16 protein-coding genes are annotated in these 23,033 nt (G+C 70.5%); 10 read left to right on the forward strand and 6 right to left on the reverse strand.

From position 1 onward, the window contains the following. The first annotated feature begins 2 nt into the window (after positions 1-2). Both ACIQTP_RS01500 and ACIQTP_RS01505 read left to right on the forward strand, forming a co-directional pair. Positions 3-2,267 carry an ATP-dependent RecD-like DNA helicase gene (locus ACIQTP_RS01500; RefSeq protein ID WP_403395184.1) on the forward strand — a complete coding sequence of 755 codons (2,265 nt, stop codon included), beginning with the start codon at positions 3-5 and terminating at the stop codon, positions 2,265-2,267. A 406-nt stretch (positions 2,268-2,673) separates the two neighbouring features. Beyond that, entirely contained in the window at positions 2,674-3,963 is a 1,290-nt protein-coding gene (locus ACIQTP_RS01505) for a citrate synthase (RefSeq protein ID WP_403395186.1), read from the forward strand. Between the two features lie 607 nt (positions 3,964-4,570). Here the strand turns inward: ACIQTP_RS01505 and ACIQTP_RS01510 are convergent. The 4 genes from ACIQTP_RS01510 to ACIQTP_RS01525 form a co-directional block, all read right to left on the reverse strand. Beyond that, the gene (locus ACIQTP_RS01510; RefSeq protein WP_403395188.1) at positions 4,571-6,856 is read right to left on the reverse strand and encodes a heavy metal translocating P-type ATPase; all 2,286 of its coding nucleotides are present in this window, start codon (positions 6,854-6,856) and stop codon (positions 4,571-4,573) included. A gap of 200 nt (positions 6,857-7,056) precedes the next feature. After that, a complete protein-coding gene (locus tag ACIQTP_RS01515) occupies positions 7,057-7,296 on the reverse strand; it encodes a heavy-metal-associated domain-containing protein (RefSeq protein ID WP_402041505.1) in 240 nt (79 codons plus the stop codon). A gap of 64 nt (positions 7,297-7,360) precedes the next feature. Next, positions 7,361-8,311: a PrsW family intramembrane metalloprotease gene (locus ACIQTP_RS01520; RefSeq protein WP_403395190.1), complete on the reverse strand. Its 951-nt coding sequence runs from the start codon at positions 8,309-8,311 to the stop codon at positions 7,361-7,363. Between the two features lie 153 nt (positions 8,312-8,464). After that, a complete protein-coding gene (locus ACIQTP_RS01525) occupies positions 8,465-9,163 on the reverse strand; it encodes a TetR family transcriptional regulator (RefSeq protein ID WP_403395192.1) in 699 nt (232 codons plus the stop codon). A gap of 190 nt (positions 9,164-9,353) precedes the next feature. On the opposite strand from ACIQTP_RS01525, the gene ACIQTP_RS01530 reads away from it, so the two are divergent. Both ACIQTP_RS01530 and ACIQTP_RS01535 read left to right on the forward strand, forming a co-directional pair. Beyond that, entirely contained in the window at positions 9,354-11,816 is a 2,463-nt protein-coding gene (locus tag ACIQTP_RS01530; RefSeq protein WP_403395194.1) for an MMPL family transporter, read from the forward strand. Between the two features lie 43 nt (positions 11,817-11,859). Further along, the gene (locus tag ACIQTP_RS01535) at positions 11,860-12,894 is read left to right on the forward strand and encodes a zinc-dependent alcohol dehydrogenase family protein (RefSeq protein ID WP_403395196.1); all 1,035 of its coding nucleotides are present in this window, start codon (positions 11,860-11,862) and stop codon (positions 12,892-12,894) included. Between the two features lie 97 nt (positions 12,895-12,991). On the opposite strand, the gene ACIQTP_RS01540 is transcribed toward ACIQTP_RS01535, so the two are convergent. Both ACIQTP_RS01540 and ACIQTP_RS01545 read right to left on the reverse strand, forming a co-directional pair. Further along, a complete protein-coding gene (locus ACIQTP_RS01540) occupies positions 12,992-13,189 on the reverse strand; it encodes an AlpA family transcriptional regulator (RefSeq protein WP_054231835.1) in 198 nt (65 codons plus the stop codon). Between the two features lie 562 nt (positions 13,190-13,751). Continuing rightward, positions 13,752-14,681, reverse strand: a complete 930-nt coding sequence (locus ACIQTP_RS01545; protein WP_403395198.1) for a sugar phosphate isomerase/epimerase family protein — start codon at positions 14,679-14,681, stop codon at positions 13,752-13,754. 122 nt (positions 14,682-14,803) lie between these two features. On the opposite strand from ACIQTP_RS01545, the gene iolC reads away from it, so the two are divergent. The 6 genes from iolC to ACIQTP_RS01575 all read left to right on the forward strand — a co-directional run bounded on the left by iolC (position 14,804) and on the right by ACIQTP_RS01575 (position 22,905). Beyond that, positions 14,804-15,787: a 5-dehydro-2-deoxygluconokinase gene (gene iolC / locus ACIQTP_RS01550; RefSeq protein ID WP_403395200.1), complete on the forward strand. Its 984-nt coding sequence runs from the start codon at positions 14,804-14,806 to the stop codon at positions 15,785-15,787. Continuing rightward, the gene (locus ACIQTP_RS01555) at positions 15,784-16,761 is read left to right on the forward strand and encodes a deoxyribose-phosphate aldolase (protein ID WP_403395202.1); all 978 of its coding nucleotides are present in this window, start codon (positions 15,784-15,786) and stop codon (positions 16,759-16,761) included. The genes iolC and ACIQTP_RS01555 overlap by 4 nt, the downstream gene beginning before the upstream one ends. Positions 16,762-16,768: 7 nt before the next feature. Beyond that, positions 16,769-17,653, forward strand: coding sequence for a 5-deoxy-glucuronate isomerase (gene iolB, locus ACIQTP_RS01560; protein WP_403395204.1), 885 nt, complete (start codon positions 16,769-16,771; stop codon positions 17,651-17,653). Continuing rightward, positions 17,650-19,533: a 3D-(3,5/4)-trihydroxycyclohexane-1,2-dione acylhydrolase (decyclizing) gene (gene iolD / locus ACIQTP_RS01565; protein WP_402041533.1), complete on the forward strand. Its 1,884-nt coding sequence runs from the start codon at positions 17,650-17,652 to the stop codon at positions 19,531-19,533. The genes iolB and iolD overlap by 4 nt, the downstream gene beginning before the upstream one ends. Before the next feature lie 14 nt (positions 19,534-19,547). Beyond that, entirely contained in the window at positions 19,548-21,050 is a 1,503-nt protein-coding gene (mmsA, locus tag ACIQTP_RS01570; RefSeq protein WP_403395206.1) for a CoA-acylating methylmalonate-semialdehyde dehydrogenase, read from the forward strand. A 445-nt stretch (positions 21,051-21,495) separates the two neighbouring features. Then, entirely contained in the window at positions 21,496-22,905 is a 1,410-nt protein-coding gene (locus ACIQTP_RS01575; protein WP_403395208.1) for an APC family permease, read from the forward strand. Positions 22,906-23,033 lie beyond the last annotated feature (128 nt).

Raw genomic sequence — 23,033 nt, forward strand, 5'->3', positions numbered from 1 at the left:
TCATGTCCAATCAGGCGGGGAACCGGCAGGTGCAACTGGCGGTTGTCGAGGGCGTGCTCGAGCGGATCACGTACGCCAACGAGGAGAACGGGTACACGGTCGCGAGGGTGGACACCGGCCGCGGCGCCGGCGATCTGCTCACCGTCGTGGGCGCGCTCCTCGGCGCCCAGGTGGGCGAGTCGCTCCGGATGGAGGGCCGTTGGGGCTCCCACCCGCAGTACGGCAAGCAGTTCACGGTGGAGAACTACACGACCGTCCTGCCCGCAACGGTCCAGGGCATCCGCCGCTACCTCGGCTCCGGTCTGGTCAAGGGCATCGGCCCCATCTTCGCCGACCGCATCACCCAGCACTTCGGGCTGGACACGCTCCAGATCATCGAGGAGGAGCCGAAGCGCCTCATCGAGGTCCCCGGCCTCGGCCCCAAGCGCACCAAGAAGATCGCCGACGCATGGGAGGAGCAGAAGGCGATCAAGGAGGTCATGCTCTTCCTCCAGACCGTCGAGGTGTCGACGTCGATCGCGGTGCGCATCTACAAGAAGTACGGCGACGCGTCGATCTCGGTCGTCAAGAACCAGCCCTACCGCCTGGCCGCCGACGTCTGGGGCATCGGCTTCCTCACCGCCGACAAGATCGCCCAGTCCGTCGGCATCCCGCACGACAGCCCCGAGCGCGTCAAGGCGGGCCTCCAGTACGCCCTGTCGCAGTCCGCCGACCAGGGCCACTGCTTCCTCCCCGAGGAGCAGCTGATCGCCGACGCGGTGAAGCTGCTCCAGGTGGACACGGGCCTGGTCATCGAATGCCTCGCGGAACTGGCGGAGCCGACCGAGGACGAGGGCGAACCCGGTGGCGTACGGGAGCCGGGCGTCGTACGCGAGAAGGTCCCCGGTCCCGACGGCGGCCCGGACACGGTCACGGCCGTCTACCTGGTCCCCTTCCACCGCGCCGAACTCTCCCTCTCGGCCCAGCTGTTGCGCCTCCTGCGCACCACCGGGGACCGGATGCCCGGCTTCCATGACGTGGCCTGGGACAAGGCACTGACCTGGCTGAAGGGGCGTACGGGCGCGGAGTTGGCGCCCGGGCAGGAGGAAGCCGTCCGGCTGGCGCTCACCAAGAAGGTCGCGGTGCTCACCGGAGGCCCCGGCTGCGGCAAGTCGTTCACGGTCCGCTCGATCGTGGAGCTGGCGCGTGCCAAGCGGGCGAAGGTCGTGCTCGCGGCGCCGACGGGCCGCGCCGCCAAGCGACTCGCCGAGCTGACCGGAGCGGACGCCTCCACCGTGCACCGGCTCCTGGAGCTCAAGCCGGGCGGGGACGCGGCGTACGACAAGGACCGGCCGCTGGACGCCGACCTGGTGGTCGTGGACGAGGCCTCCATGCTCGACCTCCTCCTCGCCAACAAGCTGGTCAAGGCGGTGCCGCCGGGCGCCCACCTGCTGTTCGTCGGGGACGTCGACCAACTCCCCAGCGTCGGCGCCGGCGAGGTCCTGCGCGATCTGCTCGCCGACCGGAGCCCCATCCCCTCCGTCCGTCTGACCCAGGTCTTCCGCCAGGCCCAGCAGTCCGGAGTGGTAACGAACGCGCACCGGATCAACTCCGGGCAGCACCCCGTCACCGACGGCATGAAGGACTTCTTCCTCTTCGTCGAGGACGAGACCGAGGAGGCCGGGCGGCTCACCGTGGATGTGGCGGCACGGCGGATTCCGGCCAAGTTCGGGCTCGACCCGCGCCGGGACATCCAGGTGCTGGCACCCATGCACCGCGGCCCGGCGGGCGCGGGCACCCTCAACGGCCTGTTGCAGCAGGCGATTACGCCCGGCCGCCCCGACCTGCCGGAAAAACGCTTCGGCGGCCGGGTCTTCCGGGTCGGCGACAAGGTGACCCAAATCCGCAACAACTACGAAAAAGGGGAGAACGGCGTCTTTAACGGCACCGTGGGCGTGGTCACCTCGCTCGACTCCGAGGAGCAGCGTCTGACGGTGCTGACGGACGAGGACGAGGAGGTTCCCTATGACTTCGACGAACTCGACGAGCTGGCCCACGCGTACGCGGTGACGATCCACCGCTCCCAGGGCAGTGAGTACCCCGCGGTGGTGATCCCGGTCACCACCGGCGCGTGGATGATGCTCCAGCGCAATCTGCTCTACACGGCGGTCACCCGGGCCAAGAAGCTCGTCGTCCTGGTCGGCTCCCGCAAGGCGATCGGCCAGGCGGTCCGCACGGTGTCGGCGGGCCGCCGACACACATCCCTCGACCACCGCCTCACCACGTGAGGGCCTCAGGCTTTCAGGGGCGCGGGGAACTGCGCGACCGGCCCCCACTCACCCGCAGCCGAAAAAGGCGCCCCACGGGGTCCGGGGCGGAGCCCCGGGGGGATGGGAACGGGTAGGGGCGGCGGGGGCGAGAGACCTCGCGCGGCACCGTTGAACGGCCACTGGGCGACCGCGCCGACCCCTCCGCCCCAGGCATCACAAAAAATGATCGATCAAATGAGTCGCAAAGGTCACACAGCACTTCCGGAACCAGGGCGAAGGGGGGCAGGATGAGCAGGTTGGCGGCACTGAGTGCCGCCAATAGGCCCAATGGTCGACCCCGAGTGCACTCTCCAGGGCCAAATGGGGGATGGTAGAGACAGTCAGGGCACCTCGAAGAAGAGGCACAACGTCGGTGAGGGATGACGTGAGCGACAACTCTGTAGTACTGCGGTACGGCGATGGCGAGTACACCTACCCGGTGATCGACAGCACCGTCGGCGACAAGGGCTTCGACATCGGGAAGCTCCGCGCCCAGACCGGGCTGGTGACGCTGGACAGCGGATACGGCAACACCGCCGCGTATAAATCCGCGATCACCTACCTCGACGGTGAGCAGGGCATCCTCCGGTACCGCGGCTACCCGATCGAGCAGCTGGCCGAGCGCTCCACCTTCCTTGAGGTGGCCTCTCTGCTGATCAACGGCGAACTGCCGAACGTGGACGAGCTCTCCACCTTCAAGAACGAGATCACGCAGCACACCCTGCTGCACGAGGACGTCAAGCGCTTCTTCCAGGGCTTCCCGCGCGACGCCCACCCGATGGCGATGCTGTCGTCGGTGGTCAGCGCCCTGTCGACGTTCTACCAGGACAGCCACAACCCGTTCGACGAGAAGCAGCGTCACCTTTCGACGATCCGCCTTCTTGCCAAGCTTCCGACGATCGCGGCGTACGCCTACAAGAAGTCGATCGGTCACCCCTTCGTCTACCCGCGCAACGACCTCGGGTACGTCGAGAACTTCCTGCGCATGACCTTCTCGGTCCCCGCCCAGGAGTACGAGCTCGACCCGGTCGTCGTCGCCGCGCTCGACAAGCTGCTCATCCTGCACGCCGACCACGAGCAGAACTGTTCGACCTCCACCGTGCGCCTGGTGGGCTCGTCGCAGGCGAACATGTTCGCGTCGATCTCCGCCGGCATCAGCGCGCTGTGGGGCCCCCTGCACGGTGGCGCCAACCAGTCCGTGCTGGAGATGCTCGAGGGCATCCAGGCCTCCGGGGGCGACGTCGACTCCTTCATCCGCAAGGTGAAGAACAAGGAGGACGGCGTCCGTCTGATGGGCTTCGGCCACCGCGTCTACAAGAACTTCGACCCCCGGGCGAAGATCATCAAGGCGGCGGCGCACGATGTCCTCTCGGCGCTCGGCAAGTCCGACGAGCTGCTGGACATCGCGCTCAAGCTGGAGGAGCACGCGCTCTCCGACGACTACTTCGTCTCGCGCAGCCTCTACCCGAACGTGGACTTCTACACCGGTCTGATCTACCGCGCCATGGGCTTCCCGACCGAGATGTTCACGGTCCTGTTCGCCCTCGGCCGCCTCCCGGGCTGGATCGCCCAGTGGCACGAGATGATCAAGGAGCCCGGCTCCCGCATCGGCCGCCCGCGCCAGATCTACACGGGCGAGGTCCTGCGCGACTTCGTCCCGGTCGAGGCCCGCTAGGCCCAGGTCGCTCACGGTGCCCTGAGGCGAACCGAGTCCTCAAAAGAAAACGGAAAGCGCCCTGCTACCGGTCCCCCCACGGGCCGGCAGTCAGGGCGCTTTCCTTGTCCCGGTGCGGATTCCCCCCACGGGATCCGGCCGGGCGTCTGTGGGACAGCGCCTGAATCGCTGCGAGCGTGCCGTCGCGTTGCTCCCGGCCGACCGGGCTGACCGGACCGGCCGTGAGCAAAACGAGCAAAACTCTCTGTACTACTGCGGTGCTCATGTACTGCTGGGGTGCGGTCTGCCGGGACCCGTACCGACGGGAGGGCCGCTCAAAGCTCCCCGCTGCACGTGCCCCGGCAACGCAGTTCCGGGAACGTCCCCCAAGACATCCCCAGATGTCAGAGACGCCCCCCAAGACGTCTCCGGCATCGCCAACTTAGACTCACGAACCCCTTCGGTGGTTACGTTCACATCACTGTGATCTGCGTCTCTTGCGTATGTCCTGAAGATACGCAAGAGCCTGATATGGCAATCGAGGCCCAAGCGTAAGGAAGATGCGCGAGCCTTGTGAAGAGCTTATGTGAGGCTCCCGTTGGACTCTAGGGGGACTCTTGCTCTGTCGTCATGAGAATGTCCTGAGTCGAAGGCTGTTCGTCACCACGAACACCGACGAGAAGGCCATCGCGGCCCCCGCGATCATCGGGTTGAGGAGTCCGGCCGCGGCGAGCGGCAGCGCCGCCACGTTGTATCCGAACGCCCACACCAGGTTCCCCTTGATCGTGGACAGGGTCTTGCGTGACAGCCGGATCGCGTCCGCCGCCACCCGCAGATCCCCCCGGACCAGCGTCAGGTCGCTCGCCTCGATCGCCGCGTCCGTGCCCGTCCCCATCGCGAGGCCCAGGTCGGCGGTGGCGAGCGCCGCCGCGTCGTTCACCCCGTCGCCGACCATCGCCACGGTCCGCCCCTCGCTCTGGAGGCGCTTGACGACGGCGACCTTGTCCTCGGGCAGCACCTCGGCGATCACCTCCCCGGGGTCGATGCCGACGGCACGCGCCACGGACTGGGCGACCGCCCGGTTGTCCCCGGTCAGCAGGACCGGTGTGAGCCCCAGGCCGCGCAGCGCGCGCACCGCCTCGGCGCTGGTCTCCTTGATCGCGTCGGCGACGGTCAGGACACCGAGTGCCACCCCGTCCCGGGTGACCACGACGGCCGTACGTCCCTCCGCCTGCGCCTCGGCCTTGGCGCGGGCCAGCGACTCCGGGAGTTCGCCTTCGTGGAGCCGCCCCACCTGGACGTCGTGACCCTCCACGCGCCCGCGTACGCCGAGCCCGGGGACGTTCTCGAAGTGCTCCACCGGGGGAAGGTCACCGGCCCGCTCCTGGGCGCCCGCGGCGATCGCCCGGGCCACCGGATGCTCGGAGGCGTGTTCCAGGGCGCCTGCGAGCCGCAGGAGCTCCTTCTCGTCGGTGCCGGCGACGACGTACACCTCCCGCAGTGTCATCCGTCCCGTCGTCACCGTGCCGGTCTTGTCCAGGACGACCGTGTCGACGCGGCGCGTGGACTCCAGGACCTCGGGGCCCTTGATGAGGATGCCGAGTTGGGCGCCGCGGCCGGTGCCGACCATCAGGGCGGTCGGGGTCGCGAGGCCGAGGGCGCAGGGGCAGGCGATGATCAGCACCGCGACGGCCGCGGTGAAGGCGGCGGCCGTGTCGCCGGTGACGCCGAGCCACACCCCGAAGGTGCCGAGCGCGATCACCAGCACCACCGGCACGAAGATCCCGGAGATCCGGTCGGCGAGGCGCTGCACCTCGGCCTTGCCGTTCTGCGCGTCTTCGACGAGCCGGGCCATCCGGGCGAGTTGGGTGTCGGCGCCGACCCGGGTCGCCTCGACGACGAGCCGTCCGCCGGCGTTCACGGTCGCGCCGATGACGGCGGAACCCACCGTCACGTCCACCGGCACCGACTCGCCCGTCAGCATGGAGGCGTCGACGGCGGAGGAACCCTCCACCACCGTCCCGTCGGTGGCGATCTTCTCGCCGGGCCGCACGACGAAACGGTCGTCCGTCGCCAGCCGCGCGACCGGGATACGGACCTCACGGCCGTCCCGTAGCACCGCGACGTCCTTGGCCCCCAGTTCCATCAGCGCCCGCAGCGCGGCTCCGGCCCGCCGCTTGGAGCGGGCCTCCAGATAGCGGCCCAGCAGGATGAACGCGACCACGCCCGCGGCGACTTCGAGATAGATCGTCGACGACCCCTCCGTACGCGAGACGGTGAGGTCGAAGCCGTGCCGCATGCCCGGCATGCCCGCGCGCCCCCAGAACAGCGCCCACAGGGACCAGCCGAACGCGGCGAGCGTGCCGACCGAGACGAGGGTGTCCATGGTGGCCGCGCCGTGGCGCGCGTTGGTGAACGCGGCCCGGTGGAAGGGCAGCGCGCCCCAGACCACGACGGGTGCGGCGAGGGTCAGCGAGAGCCACTGCCAGTTGTCGAACTGCAGCGCCGGGATCATCGACATCAGGACGACGGGGAGCGCGAGCAGGGCCGAGACGACGAGCCGTTCGCGCAGGGAGACGAGTTCGGGGTCCTCGTCGGCGGCGCCGGGGTCGGTGGCCGGTTCCGGCGTTTCGAGGCGCGGGGGCGGGGGTTCCTCGGCCGTGTATCCCGTCTTCACGACGGTGGCGATGAGGTCGGAGACCTGTACCCCCACCGGGTACGAGACCTTCGCCTTCTCCGTCGCGTAGTTGACCGTGGCGGTGACGCCGTCCATGCGGTTGAGCTTCTTCTCGACACGGGCCGCGCAGGAGGCGCAGGTCATTCCGCCGATGGTGAGCTCCACCTCCGACGGCGCGGCTGTCGCGGTGGCCGGGGTCGTCACGGTTATGGCCGGGTCGGGTGCTGCGGTGGTCATGGTCGGGCTCCATGGAATGAGCCGGGCCGTACGGAGCCAGTATCAGCTGGTCGGTACGGCCCGGTGTGGAGAGCTGCGTGAAGTGCTGGGTGGTGCGGGGTGAACGGGCGATGCGGGTGATACGGGGTGAACGGGCGATGCAGGTGATGCGGGGAACTGGAAGGCGCGGGGGAGCGACTGGTGAGTGCGAGGCCGGTGACTCAGGCCTTGCCGGCGAGCTCGAAGCCCGCCTCGTCGACGGCGGCGCGCACGGCCTCCTCGTCGAGCGGCGCCGCGGAGACCACGGTCACCTCGCCGGTGGCGGCGACGGCCTTAACCGAGGTGACCCCGGGGATCTCGGAGATCTCGCCGGAGACGGAGCCCTCACAGTGCCCGCAGCTCATTCCGCTCACCTGGTAGACGGTCGTGACGGAACCCGGGGTGTCGGTCTGCGCGGTCATGGCGTACTCCTCGTCGAGGCGTGTGGGGTTCGGGTGACTTGCTCGGATGACCAACAGTATACCCCTAGGGGGTATTTCTCCAAGCGAAGTCGCGGCGTGTCAGCGAACGCACCCAGCCGACCCCCGCCAGGGCGACGATGATCAGGCCGCCCACCGAGAACAGCGTGAAGAGATGTTTCTGCTCGTCGGTGGGCCCCTGTAGGTACCCCAGTGCGAAGGGCGTCCGGTCGAGCCCCGTCGTGGTCAGCCGCGCGACCAGCCAGAGCGCGATGCCGTGCGTCGAGTCCCACAGGGCGTGCAGCAGCGACACGCCGGCGTAGGTGCCCGCCATCGGGCCGGCGTACTGGAAGCGCCCGTGCGGGTGGCGGTACGTGAGCAGCACCGCTCCCGTGATCGCCGTCCACAGGCCGTGTCCGAACGGGGTGAGCAGCCCGCGCAGGATCTCCGTCTCCAGCAGTGCGCGCGGATCCAGTCCCTTGAGGGAAGCGGCGGCGTTGAACGCGTACCCCGCGCTCTCCAGGGCCGCGAAGCCGAAGCCGACGCCCGCGCCGAGCACGAGACCGGCCCGCAGTCCCCGGAGCCGGGGGTGGCGGCGCAGGACGAACATCAGCGCGGCCAGCTTCGCCGCCTCCTCGATCAGTCCGACGCCGACGCATCTCGACAGCGAGGGGTGGAGCAGGTGGCTGTCCATCACCGACGCGCCCAGCACTCCGAGGGCACCGCCGGTCAGGAGGCAGCCGAGGATCACCTGGACACCGAGGTCGCGGCCGTGGCGCTCGTACGCCCAGAGTGCGAAGACGACGGGCACCAGGAAGCAGCCGAGCAGGATCAGGGTGGGCAGCGGCGTGGTGTTCCTCGTCGTGTACGTGACGATCGCCGTCAGCGTCCAGAGCGCGAGCCCGCCGCCTAGGCAGCGTCGCCACAGTCCGGTGCGGATCTGGGGGTACGACGGCGGGGGCTGCTGAGGTCCGGGAATGCGGGCCCGGGGCGCACCGGGCGGCTGATTCTGGGTCACGGCTTGCCCCTTGGGCTCGGTCTGATTTATCCGAACCTTATGGCAGATGTCCGCTATGTCGCAGTATGGGGTACTCCGTCACGGCCGAGGCGTGGGCGGCCGTGCTCGACGGCCGGGTCGACGTGTGCGGTCGGGGGTTGGGGTCGTGTGCGGTCAGGGGGTTGGGGCCGTGAACTCCGCGGGGCCGGCGGTGAGGTCCGCCGGGGTGGGTGTCCTGTCGTGGATCAGCGGCGCCAGGTAGCGGAGCAGGACGTCCTTCAGCTCTCGGACGTACGCCTCGCGCTCGGCTCCCTCGTTCGAGAGGACCAGCTCCAGGCCGGCCTTGTAGATGCCCAGGCACACGTGCGCGATGCGCGTGACCTCGGTGGCGGGCGCGTCGGTCATGAGGGAGGAGAGCAGCCCCTCTATCCGCGAGATCAGGGTCGCGTGCAGGGCGTCGTGCTCCTCGGCGATCCGGCCCGGGATGTCGGGGCCGTGCATCAGCGCGAAGAACACGGGGTGATCGCAGTTGAAGGCGATGAACCGGTCGACCGCGGCGCCCACGGCCGCCTCCACCGGGGTCCTGGGGTCGACCGGAGCGAGCGCCTCGCCGTACATGTCGCGCATCTCGTGCATGAGCCGGTCGCCCAGCTCGATCGCGATGGCCTCTTTGTTCGGGAAGAACTGGTACAGCGTGCCCGGCGAGACGCCCGCCTCGCGGGCGATGGCGTTGGTGCTGGCGGCGGTGTAGCCGGTGGTGCAGAAGACGGAGGCGGCGGCCTCCAGCAGCTGGGCGATCCTGCGCTCGCCGCGGGCCTGCCGTCGGCGGGGCCGCTCGTCGGCGGTGTGCTGCGTCTCGGGCTTGTCGGGCACGAGTTATCCCCAGCTCTCCGAACGTGATTGACAAACGCGAGTGGTCGCTCGCATTCTGGTGAAACGCGAGCGATCTCTCGTGTTTGCCATTCTATGGCAATGGTCGACCCCTGCTGCCTGTGCGCACGCCCGGATGGCCGGACGGACGCCGCCGCGCGGACAGGGGTCACGGTGAAGGGGACACCGCACGATGACCGAAGTCAACAGCGTGGATGACGGCCACGGGAGCGGCGCGGGGCGCGGGAGGGGCGCGAGCGTCGACGCGAGCGCGGGCGACGACCCGCGGGTGGTCGGAGCCCCGCCGGAGAGCGGAAGTCCGCCGGGGAAGAGCGGTCCGCGGGCCGGTGACGGCCGACGGACGAGCGGTGGCCCGCGAACCGGTCGCGGTGCCCGGGTCGGTGGCTGGACCCGGTTCGTGACCGCGCGCCCCCGGCTCTCCCTGCTCGTCGCGCTGCTGCTCACCGGGCTCGCCGTGGTGGCCGGCAGCGGGGTCGCCGACCGGCTGGGCAGCGGCGGCTGGCAGGACCCGACCGCCGAGTCGACGTACGCGACCAAGGCGCTGGAGCGGGAGTTCCCCGCCTCGCAGCCCAATCTGCTGCTCCTGGTCGACTCGGGGCGCGCCACGGTCGACGCTCCCTCGGTCGCGGCCGAGGCGAAGCGGCTCGCGGCGCGGCTCGCCACCGAGCGGGGCGTCACGGGGATCGGTTCGTACTGGGCGTCGGGCGCACCGGCGCTGACGGCGAAGGACGGCCACGAAGCGCTGATCGCCGCGCGGATAACGGGCGATGAGAAGACGGCGAGCGAGACCCTGGACCGTCTGGCGCCCTTCTACCGAGGAACGCACGGGCCCCTCGAGGTCAGGGTCGGCGGCCCGGTCGCGGTGCAGCACGAGATGCAGACGACCATCCGCGAGGACCTGACCCGGGCCGAGATGATCGCCCTGCCGGTGACCCTCGTGCTGCTGGTGATGGTCTTCGGCAGCGCGATCGCGGCCCTGCTGCCGCTCGCCGTGGGCATCGTCGCGATCCTGGGCACGAACGCGGTACTGCGCGGCCTCACCGAGTTCACCGACGTCTCGGTCTTCGCGATGAACCTCACCACGGCCCTGGGACTCGGCCTCGCCATCGACTACGCCCTGTTCATCGTCCGCAGATTCCGCGAGGAACTGGCCAAGGGCGCCGCGCCCTCCCCGGGCTCACCACCGCGTTCGAGCCGGGAAGACACCATCAGGGCCATCGCCACGACCCTGCGCACCGCGGGCCGCACGGTCCTCTTCTCCTCTCTCACGGTCGCCGTCTCCCTGGCCGCGATGCTGCTCTTCCCGCAGTACTTCCTGCGCTCCTTCGCCTACGCGGGCATCGCCGTGGTGCTGCTGGCCGCAGCCGCCGCCCTGGTTCTGCTCCCGGCGGCGCTGGTGCTCCTCGGCCACCGGGTGAACTCGCTGGATCTGCGCCGCCTGTTCCGGCGCGCAAGGCCGTCGGCGAGCGCGGACGGGGCCGCCTGGGGACGTATGGCCTCCCTCGTCATGCGCAGGGCGCCGGTCTTCGCCGTCGCCACCACCGCCGGGTTGATCGTGCTCGGACTGCCCTTCCTGGGCGTGAAGTTCGGCACCGCGGACGACCGCCAGCTGCCCTCGGATGCAGAGTCCCACGTCGTCCAGCAGCACATACGGGACGGCTTCCCGGGCAGCCCCGGTGGTGCCCTGGAGGTGCTCGCGGAGGGCCGGGCGACCGAGGCCCAGTACGCGGCCTACAAGGACCGGATCGCCGCGCTGCCCGAGGTGCTGCGGGTGGACGGGCCCCTGGCGCAGGGCGACTCGGCCTACTTCACGGTGCTGCCGAAGGGCGAGGCCGTCGGCGACGGAGCCCAGCGGCTGGTGCGCGAACTGCGGGCGACACAGGCCCCGTTCGACACGGCGGTGACCGGCACGGCGGCGGTCCTGGTCGACTCCAAGCACGCCATAGCCGACCGGCTCCCCTGGGCCGCGGCCTTCATAGCGATCGTCACCCTGCTCCTGGTCTTCCTCCTCACCGGCAGCGTGCTGATCCCGATCCAGGCGGTCCTGCTCAACGCGCTCAGCCTGACGGCGATGTTCGGCGCGGTGGTCTGGGTCTTCCAGGACGGCCATCTGTCGGGCCTGCTCGGCTTCACCAGCCCGGGATCGATAGAGACGACGCTCCCCGTCCTCATGTTCTGCGTCGCCTTCGGCCTCTCCATGGACTACGGAGTCTTCCTGCTCTCCCGGATAAAGGAGGAGTACGACCACACGGGCGACCACCGGGAGGCGGTCCGCTTCGGCCTCCAGCGCACCGGCGGCCTGATCACCGCCGCCGCGGTCATCCTCGCCGTGGTGATGGTCGCGATCGGCACCTCACGCGTGACCAACACCAAGATGCTCGGCCTGGGCATCGCGCTCGCCGTGCTGATGGACGCGATGGTCGTTCGCAGCCTGCTGGTCCCGGCGGTCATGCGCCTCACGGGCCGCGCGACCTGGTGGGCACCGGGACCGCTGCGGCGCTTCCACGACCGGTTCGGGCTGAGCGAGGGCGAGGCGGAGCCGGGCAGCACCTGGCAGGCGGACGATCGGGAGGACGACCAGGCGGACGACCGGGAGGACGACAGGGAGCGGGACAAGGTCGAGGCGCGCGGATAGCGTTCGCTCCGAAGGGTGATCTTCGGGCGGAGGGGCGAGACGGATGCGGGCAGTGGTGTTCGAGCGGTACGAGGAGCCGGCCGAGGTGCGCGAGGTGGCGGACCCGGTGCCCGCGGAGCACGGGGTGGTGGTGCGGGTCGAGGCCACCGGGCTGTGCCGCAGCGACTGGCACGGCTGGATGGGGCACGACCCGGACATCACCCTGCCGCATGTGCCGGGCCACGAACTCGCGGGGACCATCGAGGCGGTCGGTGCGCGGGTAACCGGCCGGCGCCCCGGCGACCGGGTCACCGTCCCGTTCGTCTGCGCCTGCGGAACGTGTCCCTCCTGCGCCGCGGGTGACCAGCAGGTGTGCGAGCGGCAGACCCAGCCGGGGTTCACCCACTGGGGTTCCTTCGCCCAGTACGTGGCACTCGACCACGCCGAGGTGAACCTGGTGGCGGTGCCGGACGAGCTGTCCTTCGCGACGGCGGCGTCGCTGGGCTGCCGGTTCGCCACGGCGTTCCGCGCGGTGGTCGCGCAGGGCCGGGTGGCGGCGGGGGAGTGGGTCGCGGTGCACGGCTGCGGAGGCGTGGGACTGTCGGCGGTGATGATCGCGGCGGCGGCCGGGGCACGGGTCGTGGCCGTGGACCTCTCGCCCCAGGCCCTGGACCTGGCGCGGAAGTTCGGCGCGGTGGAGGTCGTGGACGCCTCGCGGGTCGGGGACACGGCGGCGGCGATCCGGGAGCTGACCGGCGGCGGCGCCCATCTCTCCCTCGACGCGCTCGGCTCCCCGGTCACCTGCGCGGCCTCGGTGAACGGGCTGCGCCGCCGGGGGCGCCACGTCCAGGTCGGTCTGCTGCCCGAGGACCCCGCGGTTCCGATGGCCCGGGTGATCGGCCTCGAACTCGAACTCCTGGGCAGTCACGGCATGCAGGCACACGCCTACCCCCGCATGCTCGAACTGGTCCGCGCCGGGGTGCTCCGCCCCGATCTCCTGGTCACCTCCACCATCCCGCTGGACGCGGTCCCCGCGGCCCTGGCGGCGATGGGGGCGGCGCCCGGGGCGGGGGTGACGGTCATCGAACCGTGGAGCTGAGCCCGGACAGGGGCTGTGCCCCGCACCCGAGCGAGGGGCGGGGCGCAGCGAGGGAGTGCGGTCAGGGGATGCGGCGCGCGGGAGACGGGGCGCGTGGTCAGTCTCTTCGGCCGCGGTTTCCGGGGCGGGAGGCGACCCAGGCGCGGACGGTGTCCGCGTACCAGTAGGGCTTCCCGCTCTCCACGTGGTCGGGCGGCGGCAGCAGTCCGTGCTTGCGGTACGACCGCACGGTGTCCGGCTGCACCTTGATGTGCGCCGCGATCTCCTTGTACGACCAGAGCCTACGGTCGGTCATGAGTGGCACCTCCCTGCGCGCACCGCGGCGGCGGCCGGGGGGTGGCCGTCGGGGGAGCCGGGCGCTGCGCTGGCGATCACAAAGCCTGCGCCCGTTGAACGACACAGAGTGACCGCAGGGCAGGGCCTGTTGGACGGGTGTGACGCAAGACCCGCGTACACGTGACATGTGTGACAGTGCGGTGGTTTTTGTGACACGCGTGACGCATTCGCGCCGAGGGGACCGGCGGCGGGCCGGGTGCGTCGTGCGTACGCGAGCGGCGGGCCGGACCCGCGCCGCATCCGACCCGCCGGATGGCCGTAGAACCCGCAGGCCGCCCGAGCGCGAGACGATGCGCGTCACCACCGGCCCACCCGCCGCCGCCCGCACCCGGGGAACACCCATGGTGTCGGCCGCACCCGGGGAACACCCATGGTGCCGCCCGCACCCGGGGAACACCCATGGCGCGACGCGGCACGGCGACGCCGGAAGGCCCGCCGAGGCGCGGGCTCTCGACGGGCCCCACGGCTCCCCGCGGAGGGTCAGGCTCCGCGGGACACCATGAAGGGGTCACACCGAACGGTCACGCTCCGCAGGACCTCAGGAACGCCCGGGTGCGCTGGGCGATCGGCAGCGGCTTGTCCGGCGGGCACGGGTACATGTCCTGCTCGACGATGGCGAAGAGCTCGACGTCGAGCTTCTGGGCGGCGGCGAGGACGGGCTCGAGCGCCGGTACGCCGGTCGGCGGTTCGCACATCACGCCCTTGGCCACGGCGGGCCCGAACGGCACCTCGTTCGCCCGCACCTCGGCCAGGACCAGCGGATCCACCTGCTTGAGGTGGAGGTAGCCGATGCGCTCCCCGTAGGTCTCGATGAGCTTGACGTTGTCGCCGCCGCAGTACGCGTAGTGGCCGGTGTCCAGGCACAGCGACACCAGGGAGGAGTCGGTCGCGTCGAGGAAACGCGTGACGTTCTCCTCGCTGTCGATGTGTGTGTCCGCGTGCGGGTGGACGACGATCTTCAGCCCGTAGCGCTCCCGCACCTCATGGGCGAGCCGCTCGGTCTGAGCGGTCAGATTGCGCCACTGCGTCGGCGTCAGCGTCCTGTCCTCCAGCACCTCGCCCGTCTTGTCGTCCCGCCAGAACGCCGGGATGACGACGAGGTGCTCGGCGCCCATCGCCTGGGTGAGCGCGGCGATGTCCGAGACATGCGCCCACGTCGCGTCCCACACCTCGGGACCCCGGTGCAGCCCGGTGAAGACGGTGCCGGCCGACACGGTGAGCCCGCGCCGCGCGGTCTCCTCCTTGAGCAGGGCCGGATCCGTGGGCAGGTAACCGTAGGGGCCCAGCTCGATCCACTCGTATCCGGACTGGGAGACCTCGTCGAGGAAGCGCTGCCAGGGGACCTGCTGAGGGTCGTCGGGGAACCAGACGCCCCAGGAGTCCGGAGCCGAACCGATCCGGATGCGGGACAGTGAGGACTGAGGTGATGCCTGCGGTGACAACGACGTCATGGGCGTCAGCTTCGGGCGGCACGAGGGAGGTGTCAAGGCCTGGTCCGAATGTCCGGACAAACTGTTGACAGGGCTCCCCGCGCGGCGCTAGACCTTGGGGGAGCCGAAGCGAAGGGAAGTCGATGGCGTACGACCTGATCACCATGGGGCGGATCGGTGTGGACCTCTACCCGTTGCAGACGGGGGTCCCGCTGGCGCAGGTGACGTCCTTCGGGAAGTTCCTGGGCGGCTCGGCGACGAACGTCGCGGTGGCCGCGTCCCGGCTCGGACGGCGTACGGCGGTGATCACGCGCACGGGTGACGACCCCTTCGGTGCGTACCTCCACGAGGCGCTGCGCGGCTTCGGCGTGGACGACCGCTGGGTCACCCCGGTCGCCGGGCTGCCCACCCCGGTGACGTTCTGCGAGATCTTCCCGCCCGACGACTTCCCGCTGTACTTCTACCGGCAGCCCAAGGCCCCGGACCTGGAGATCGACGCCCACGAGCTCGACCTGGACGCCGTCCGCGAGGCGCGCATCTTCTGGGTGACCGGGACCGGCCTGAGCGAGGAGCCCAGCCGGACGGCTACGCTCGCCGCGCTCGTCCACCGCGCTAAGTCCGCCACGACGGTCTTCGACCTCGACTGGCGGCCCATGTTCTGGGAAAGCGCAGCCCGGAAGGACGCGGCCGGGAAGGGCCCCGAGGACTCCGCCCGGGCCTTCTACGCCGAGGCCCTGCGCCACACCACCGTCGCCGTCGGCAACCTCGACGAGGTCGAGATCGCCACCGGCGTCCGCGAACCGCACGCGGCGGCCGAGGCCCTGCTCAAGGCGGGCGTCGAACTCGCCGTCGTCAAACAAGGCCCCAAGGGCGTCCTCGCCGTCCACCGCGACGGCACGTCGGCCGAGGTCCCGCCCCTCCCGGTGACGGTCCTCAACGGCCTCGGCGCCGGTGACGCGTTCGGCGGCTCCCTCTGTCACGGCCTGCTCGCCGGCTGGGACCTGGAGCGGATCATGCGGCACGCCAACGCGGCCGGTGCCATCGTCGCCTCCCGGCTGGAGTGCTCCTCCGCGATGCCGACCCCCGAAGAGGTCGAGGACGCGCTCACGGCGGGAGCGGTCCGATGAGGGCGGGACGCGTGGGACACGAGGGCGGCGACGCCATCCGCGTGGGACACGAGGGCGGCGACGCCATCATTCCCGCCACGCCCGCCCCGCCCCGGGCCGTCGACGCGGCGGAGCTCGTCCGGCTCCGCGCCCACCACCCCGAAGCCGTCGCCGAGGCCGCCGCGCGCCGCCCCCGCCGCCCTCTCGTGGGCGACCACGGGCGACTGATGATCATCGCCGCGGACCACCCGGCCCGCGGGGCGCTCGCCGTCGGCGACCGCAAGTTCGCCATGGCGAACCGCGCCGACCTGCTGGAACGGCTCTGCCTCGCGCTCTCCCGCCCCGGCGTCGACGGCGTCCTCGCGACCGCCGACATCCTCGACGACCTGCTGCTCCTGGGCGCCCTCGACCACAAGGTGGTCCTCGGCTCGATGAACCGCGGCGGTCTCCAGGGCGCCTCGTACGAGCTGGACGACCGTTTCACCGGCCACCGTCCGCAGGACATCGAGCGGCTCGGCTTCGACGCGGGCAAGTTGCTGCTGCGCATCGACTACGACGATCCGGGCTCGCTCAACACCCTCGAGTCCACCGCCCGCGCGATCGACGAGATGGCGGAGCGGCACCTCCCGGTCTTCGTCGAACCGTTCCTCAGCCGCCGCACGCCGGAGGGCAGGCTGGTCAACGACCTGAGCGCCGAGGCCGTCATCAAGTCCATCGCCATCGCCAGCGGCCTGGGCGGCAGTTCGGCGTACACCTGGCTGAAGGTCCCCGTCACCGACAACCCGGACGACATGGCCCGGGTCATGGAGACCTCCACCCTGCCCGCCGTACTGCTCGGCGGCGATGTCGGCGAGGACCAGGAGGGCGCGTACGAGAAGTGGCGCGGCGCGCTCCAACTGCCCACCGTGCAGGGCCTGGTCGTCGGCCGCTCGCTGCTCTACCCGGCCGACGGGAACGTGACCGCCGCGGTGGACACCGCCGTAGGACTGCTGTGAGGACCCGATGACGGACCCCAGGACGCACTCGACGACGGACTTGACGACGCACTCGACGACGGACGTGACCCGGAGCGCGGGCCTGTACGTGCCCAAGGGCGCCACCGCCGGCGGGCTGTACGCCGTCGACATCGACCCCAAGCACGCCGGCTGGACCCACAGCAGTCTGCGCGTGGTCGAACTCGGACCGGGCGGCACACACACCTTCACGACCGGCGACAGCGAGTGGATCGTGCTTCCGCTGGGCGGCGCCTGTACCGTGCGCATTGAGGACGAAGAGTTCCAAATCCTGGGCAGGGAAAGCGTGTTCGCGGGGGTCTCCGACTTCGCGTACGTGCCCCGAGACGCCCGGGCCCAGATCGCCTCCGGTGCGGGAGGCCGCTTCGCCCTGGCAGGAGCGAAGTGCGAGCGCCGACTCCCCGCCCGCTACGGCCCCGCGCCGGAGGTCCCCGTCGAAGACCGAGGCAGTGGCGACTGCGCACGCCAGGTGCGCAATTTCGCCTCCGCCGACGCCTTCGAGTGTGACAAGCTCATCGCCGTCGAGGTCATCACCCCCGGCGGCAACTGGTCCTCGTATCCGCCGCACAAGCACGACGAGCACCGGCCCGGTGTCGAGTCGGAGCTGGAGGAGATCTACTACTTCGAGATCGACGGCCCGAACGGATTCGGCTATCAGCGCGTATTCCCTTCGCGCGAGGGGGGATCCGACGTCCTCGCCGAGGTCCGCACCGGCGATGCCGTCCTCGTCCCCGACGGATGGCACGGCCCGTCCATCGCCCAGCCCGGCCACACCATGTACTACCTGAACGTGATGGCCGGACCGGGCGAGGAGAGGGAGTGGCGGATCTGCTTCCACCCGGGACATCTAGAGAGCACAGAGGGATACCGATGACCTCAACGACGAGGCTGACGGTCGCACAGGCGCTGGTGCGCTTCCTGGCCGCCCAGTACACGGAGCGGGACGGCGAGCGGCGGCGGCTGATCGGCGCCACCTGGGGCATTTTCGGTCACGGCAACGTCGCCGGACTCGGCCAGGCGCTGGTCGAGTACGCCGACGAGATGCCGTACCACCAGGGCCGTAACGAGCAGGCGATGGTGCACGCGGCGGTCGGCTTCGCCCGCCAGTCCAACCGGCTGTCGGCGCACGCCGTGACCACCTCCATCGGACCCGGCGCCACCAACCTCGTCACCGGCGCCGCGCTCGCGACGATCAACCACCTCCCGGTGCTCCTGCTGCCCGGCGACATCTTCGCGACCCGCCCCGCCGACCCGGTCCTCCAGCAGCTCGAAGTCCCCTACGCGGGCGATGTGTCGGTCAACGACTGTCTGCGCCCGGTGTCGAAGTACTTCGACCGCGTCACCCGGCCCGAGGCGCTGATCCCGGCCGCCCTGCAGGCCATGCGCGTGCTCACCGACCCGGTCGAGACCGGCGCAGTCACGCTCGCGCTGCCGCAGGACGTGCAGGCGGAGGCGTACGACTGGCCGGAGGAGTTCTTCCAGGAGCGGACCTGGACGGTGCGCCGTCCGGCGGCCGACGGCTCCGAGCTGGCCGCCGCCGTCACGGCGATCCGCGAGGCCCGGCGCCCGCTGATCGTCGCGGGCGGCGGGGTCCACCACAGCCGCGCCGAGGACGTGCTCGCCGAACTCGCCGCCGCCACCCGTATCCCCGTAGCCTCCACACAGGCGGGCAAGGGATCACTGAAGTGGGACCACCCGCAGGACGTCGGCGGTGTCGGCCACACCGGCACGGCGACCGCGAACGAGCTCGCCCGCACCGCCGACCTGGTGATCGGCGTCGGCACCCGCTACACCGACTTCACCACCGCCTCCGGCACCCTCTTCACCGCCTCGAACGTCCGCTTCCTGAACCTCAACATCGCGCCGTACGACGGTCACAAACTGTCGGGGATCCCCCTGATCGCGGACGCGCGGGCCGGCCTGGAAGCGCTCACCGAGGCACTGCTGCTGCACGAGCACCGCGTGGAGCCCGCGTACGCCACCGAGTACACGGACGACAAGGAGCGCTGGGAGTACCGCGTCGACGCGGCGTACGAGGCCGAGGACATCGACATCCGGCCCACCCAGCCGCAGGTCCTCGGCGTCCTCGACGAGCTCGTCACCGAGGACGACATCCTGATCAACGCGGCCGGCTCGCTCCCCGGTGACCTGCACAAACTGTGGCGGGCCCGGTCGCGCGACCAGTACCACGTCGAGTACGGCTACTCGTGCATGGGCTACGAGATCCCGGCCGCGATCGGCGTCCGGATGGCGGCCCCCGACCGGCCCGTGTGGGCGCTGGTCGGCGACGGCACCTACCTGATGATGCCGACCGAGATCGTCACCGCCGTGCAGGAGGGCGTCGCGATCAAGGTCCTCATACTCCAGAACCACGGGTACGCCTCCATCGGCGGCCTCTCCGAGTCCGTAGGCGGCGAGCGGTACGGCACCGCGTACCGTTACCGCTCCGAGGACCGTACGTACACGGGGGCGCCGCTGCCCGTGGATCTCGCCGCCAACGCGGCCAGCCTCGGCATGCGGGTGCTGCGCGCGAAGACCGTCCGTGACCTGCGGGCGGCCCTTGCCGAGGCGCGCGCCGCGGACACTCCCACATGTGTCTACGTGGAGACCGAAACGGCAGACACAGTGTCGGGCGCGCCCCCGGCCCAAGCCTGGTGGGATGTACCTGTGGCCGAGACCGCGACCCGATCGTCGGCGGTCAAGGCACGTGAGGAGTACGACCGGCACGTCGCCGCCCGACGCCGCCATCTGTGAAGGAGTTTTTGGCCATGACGAAGACCGTCAACCACTGGATCGGTGGCAAGACTGTCGAGGGTGCGTCGGGTACGTACGGGCCGGTCACCGACCCGGCGACCGGCGCCGTGACCACCCAGGTCGCCTTCGCGACCGTCGACGAGGTGGACGCCGCGGTCGCCGCGGCCAAGGACGCGTACGCGACCTGGGGCCAGTCCTCGCTGGCCAGGCGGTCCACGATCCTCTTCAAGTTCCGGGCGCTGCTCGACGCGAACCGGGACGCGATTGCCGAGCTGATCACCGCCGAGCACGGCAAGGTGCACTCGGACGCGCTCGGCGAGGTGGCGCGCGGTCTGGAGATCGTCGACCTGGCGTGCGGGATCACCGTGCAGCTGAAGGGCGAGCTGTCGACCGAGGTGGCCTCCAAGGTCGACGTGGCGTCGATCCGGCAGCCGCTGGGCGTCGTCGCGGGCATCACGCCGTTCAACTTCCCGGCCATGGTGCCGATGTGGATGTTCCCCATCGCCATCGCGTGCGGCAACACCTTCGTGCTGAAGCCGTCCGAGAAGGACCCGTCGGCCGCCATGAAGGTCGCCGAGCTGCTCGCCGAGGCCGGTCTGCCCGACGGTGTCTTCAACGTCGTCCATGGTGACAAGGTGGCCGTCGACCGCCTCCTGGAGCACCCGGACGTCAAGGCGGTGTCCTTCGTCGGCTCGACCCCGATCGCCCGCTACATCCACACCACGGCCTCCGCGAACGGCAAGCGCGTGCAGGCCCTGGGCGGCGCCAAGAACCACATGCTGGTCCTCCCCGACGCGGACCTGGACGCGGCCGCGGACGCCGCCGTGTCGGCCGCCTACGGCTCCGCCGGCGAGCGCTGCATGGCCATCTCCGCCGTCGTCGCGGTCGGCTCGGTCGGCGACGCGCTGGTGGAGAAGATCCGCGAGCGCGCCGAGAAGATCAAGATCGGCCCCGGCAACGACCCGGCCTCCGAGATGGGTCCGCTGATCACGGCCGTACACCGCGACAAGGTGGCGTCCTACGTCACGGGCGCGGCGGCGCAGGGCTCCGAGGTCGTCCTCGACGGCACCGGGTACACGGTCGAGGGGTACGAGGACGGCCACTGGATCGGCCTCTCGCTGCTCGACAGGGTGCCGGTGACCTCGGACGCGTACAAGGACGAGATCTTCGGCCCGGTGCTGTGCGTGCTGCGCGTGGACACCTACGAGGAGGGCGTCGCCCTCATCAACGCGTCGCCCTTCGGCAACGGCACCGCGATCTTCACCCGGGACGGCGGCGCCGCGCGCCGCTTCCAGCTGGAGATCGAGGCGGGCATGGTCGGTGTGAACGTGCCGATCCCGGTGCCCGTCGGCTATCACTCCTTCGGCGGCTGGAAGGACTCCCTCTTCGGGGACCACCACATCTACGGCAACGACGGCACGCACTTCTACACCCGCGGCAAGGTCGTCACCACCCGCTGGCCCGACCCGGCCGACGCCCCGACGGGCGTGGACCTGGGCTTCCCGCGCAACCACTGAGCGACCCTCTGGTGCCCCGCCCTCCGTCCCGGGGGGCGGGGCACCGCCATGCTCGGCTCCCCTGTTCGCCAGGCGTCCCGGAGTGCGGACCAATCCTGGTGAATTTCGAGGCCCCGACTGCGGTTCTCGTCATGAGGTGATGAAACGGGTAGCGGAGGCAGTTTGGTGTTGTGACCTTCGAAAGCAAGGTCACATTCCGATAGATCTTGATGATTGCAACATGTAGGCGTCGGGACCTGGGAAAGTGATGTGACCTGCGTCGCTTTGCCAGTGCGGATTCCGTAGGTAAACGGCCATTGACGCAACGGTTTCCGTCAAGGTTCCATCAGCGTCGGGAGCGGACGACGAGATGAACGACGCGAGCCGCCGGAGGCGATAGCGCTCCCGCCCGAATCACCTGACGCACGAGTCGTCTTCTGACGCATGAGTCGATCGGAACCGCTTCATGACCGACACGCTCCGCCCTGTCGAGCAGGCCCTGCCGGACGCCGCCCCCACGGCCTCCGGAAGCCCCCAAAAGCTCAAGCGTTCCATCGGTATCGTCGGCGGCACCCTGCTGACGCTCTCGTGCGTGACGCCCGCCTCCACGCTCTTCGTGGTCGTGCCCGACCTGTTCTCGTCCCTCGGCACGGCGACCGCGCTCACCATCGCGATCGGCTCGCTGCTCTGTATCGCCGTGGCGTTCTGCTACTCGGAGCTGGGCACCCTCATCCCCAGCGCGGGCGGCGAGTACGCCATGGTGTCGACGATGGCCGGACGACTCGCGGGCTGGCTGGTCTTCGTGCTCTCCCTCCTCGTCGTCATGATCGTGCCGCCGGTGATCGCGATGGGCACCGCGGACTACCTGGCGCCGATCGCGCACCTCAACCCGTCGATGGCGGGCGCGGGCGTGATGCTTCTGGCCACCCTCGCGGGCCTGCTCGACCTGCGGGCCAACGCCTGGATCACCGGCGTCTTCCTCGTCCTGGAGGTCATCGCGGCGGCCGTCGTGGCGGTGCTGGGCTTCACGCACAGCCGGCGCGGTCTGGGCAGCCTCACCTCGATGCAGGTGGCGGGCTCCGGCGGCCACACGGACACCGTGACGGCCATGCTGGTGGTCTCGGGGCTCGCGATCGCCCTCTTCATCACTCAGGGCTTCTCGACCGCGGTCTACCTCTCCGAGGAACTGGAGGACCCGCGCCGCAACGTCGCCCGTACGGTCCTGGCCACCCTCGCCATCTCGACCGTGATCATCCTCGTCCCGGTCGTCGCGATCACCATGGGCGCCTCGGACCTGTCCACCCTCACCGGCGGCGACATCAGCAGCATGGTCACCGCCTGGTCCAACTCCGCCGTCGGCACCTTCGTCAGCCTCTGCGTCGCCCTCGCGATCATCAACGCGGGCATCGTGATGGTCATCCAGAACTCCCGGGTGCTGTTCGCCTCCGCCCGTGACAAGGCCTGGCCCGAGCCGGTCAACCAGGGACTCTCCCGCCTCGGCCGCTTCGGCTCCCCGTGGGTCGCCACCCTCCTGGTGGGCGTCCCCGGCGCCCTCCTGTGCTTCGTCAACCTGGACACCCTGTACGGCGTCACGGGTGTCTCGGTGACGGCCATGTACCTGCTCGTCGCGGTCGCCGCCCTGCTCGCCCGGCGCGGCCAGCACCGCCACACCCCGGCCTGGCGCATGCCGCTGTGGCCCGCTGTGCCCGTGCTCCTGATCGCGGTCCTCGTCTACATCCTGAGCCAGCAGGAGATGACGTACCTGCTGTGGACCGGCGGCATCACAGCCGTCGCCACCCTCTACTGGGCCTTCTACCTCCGTCCGCGCCGCGAGACCCGCTGGCTGGTGTCGATCCCGGAGGACGCCCAGGTCTGAGCCCCCCGGGGTCACGCGAAGTCCCCCGTCCGCACCGCGCTCGTGAAGATGCCCGGGGGGGGCTCGTACCACGGGCGCGGTATGCGGGGAGTGCCTCGTACGCCCGGAGGAGGGGCGCGGGTTCAGAC

Origin of the sequence: Streptomyces sp. NPDC090798, assembly GCF_044768965.1 — a bacterium.
Taxonomy (GTDB): Bacteria; Actinomycetota; Actinomycetes; order Streptomycetales; family Streptomycetaceae; genus Streptomyces.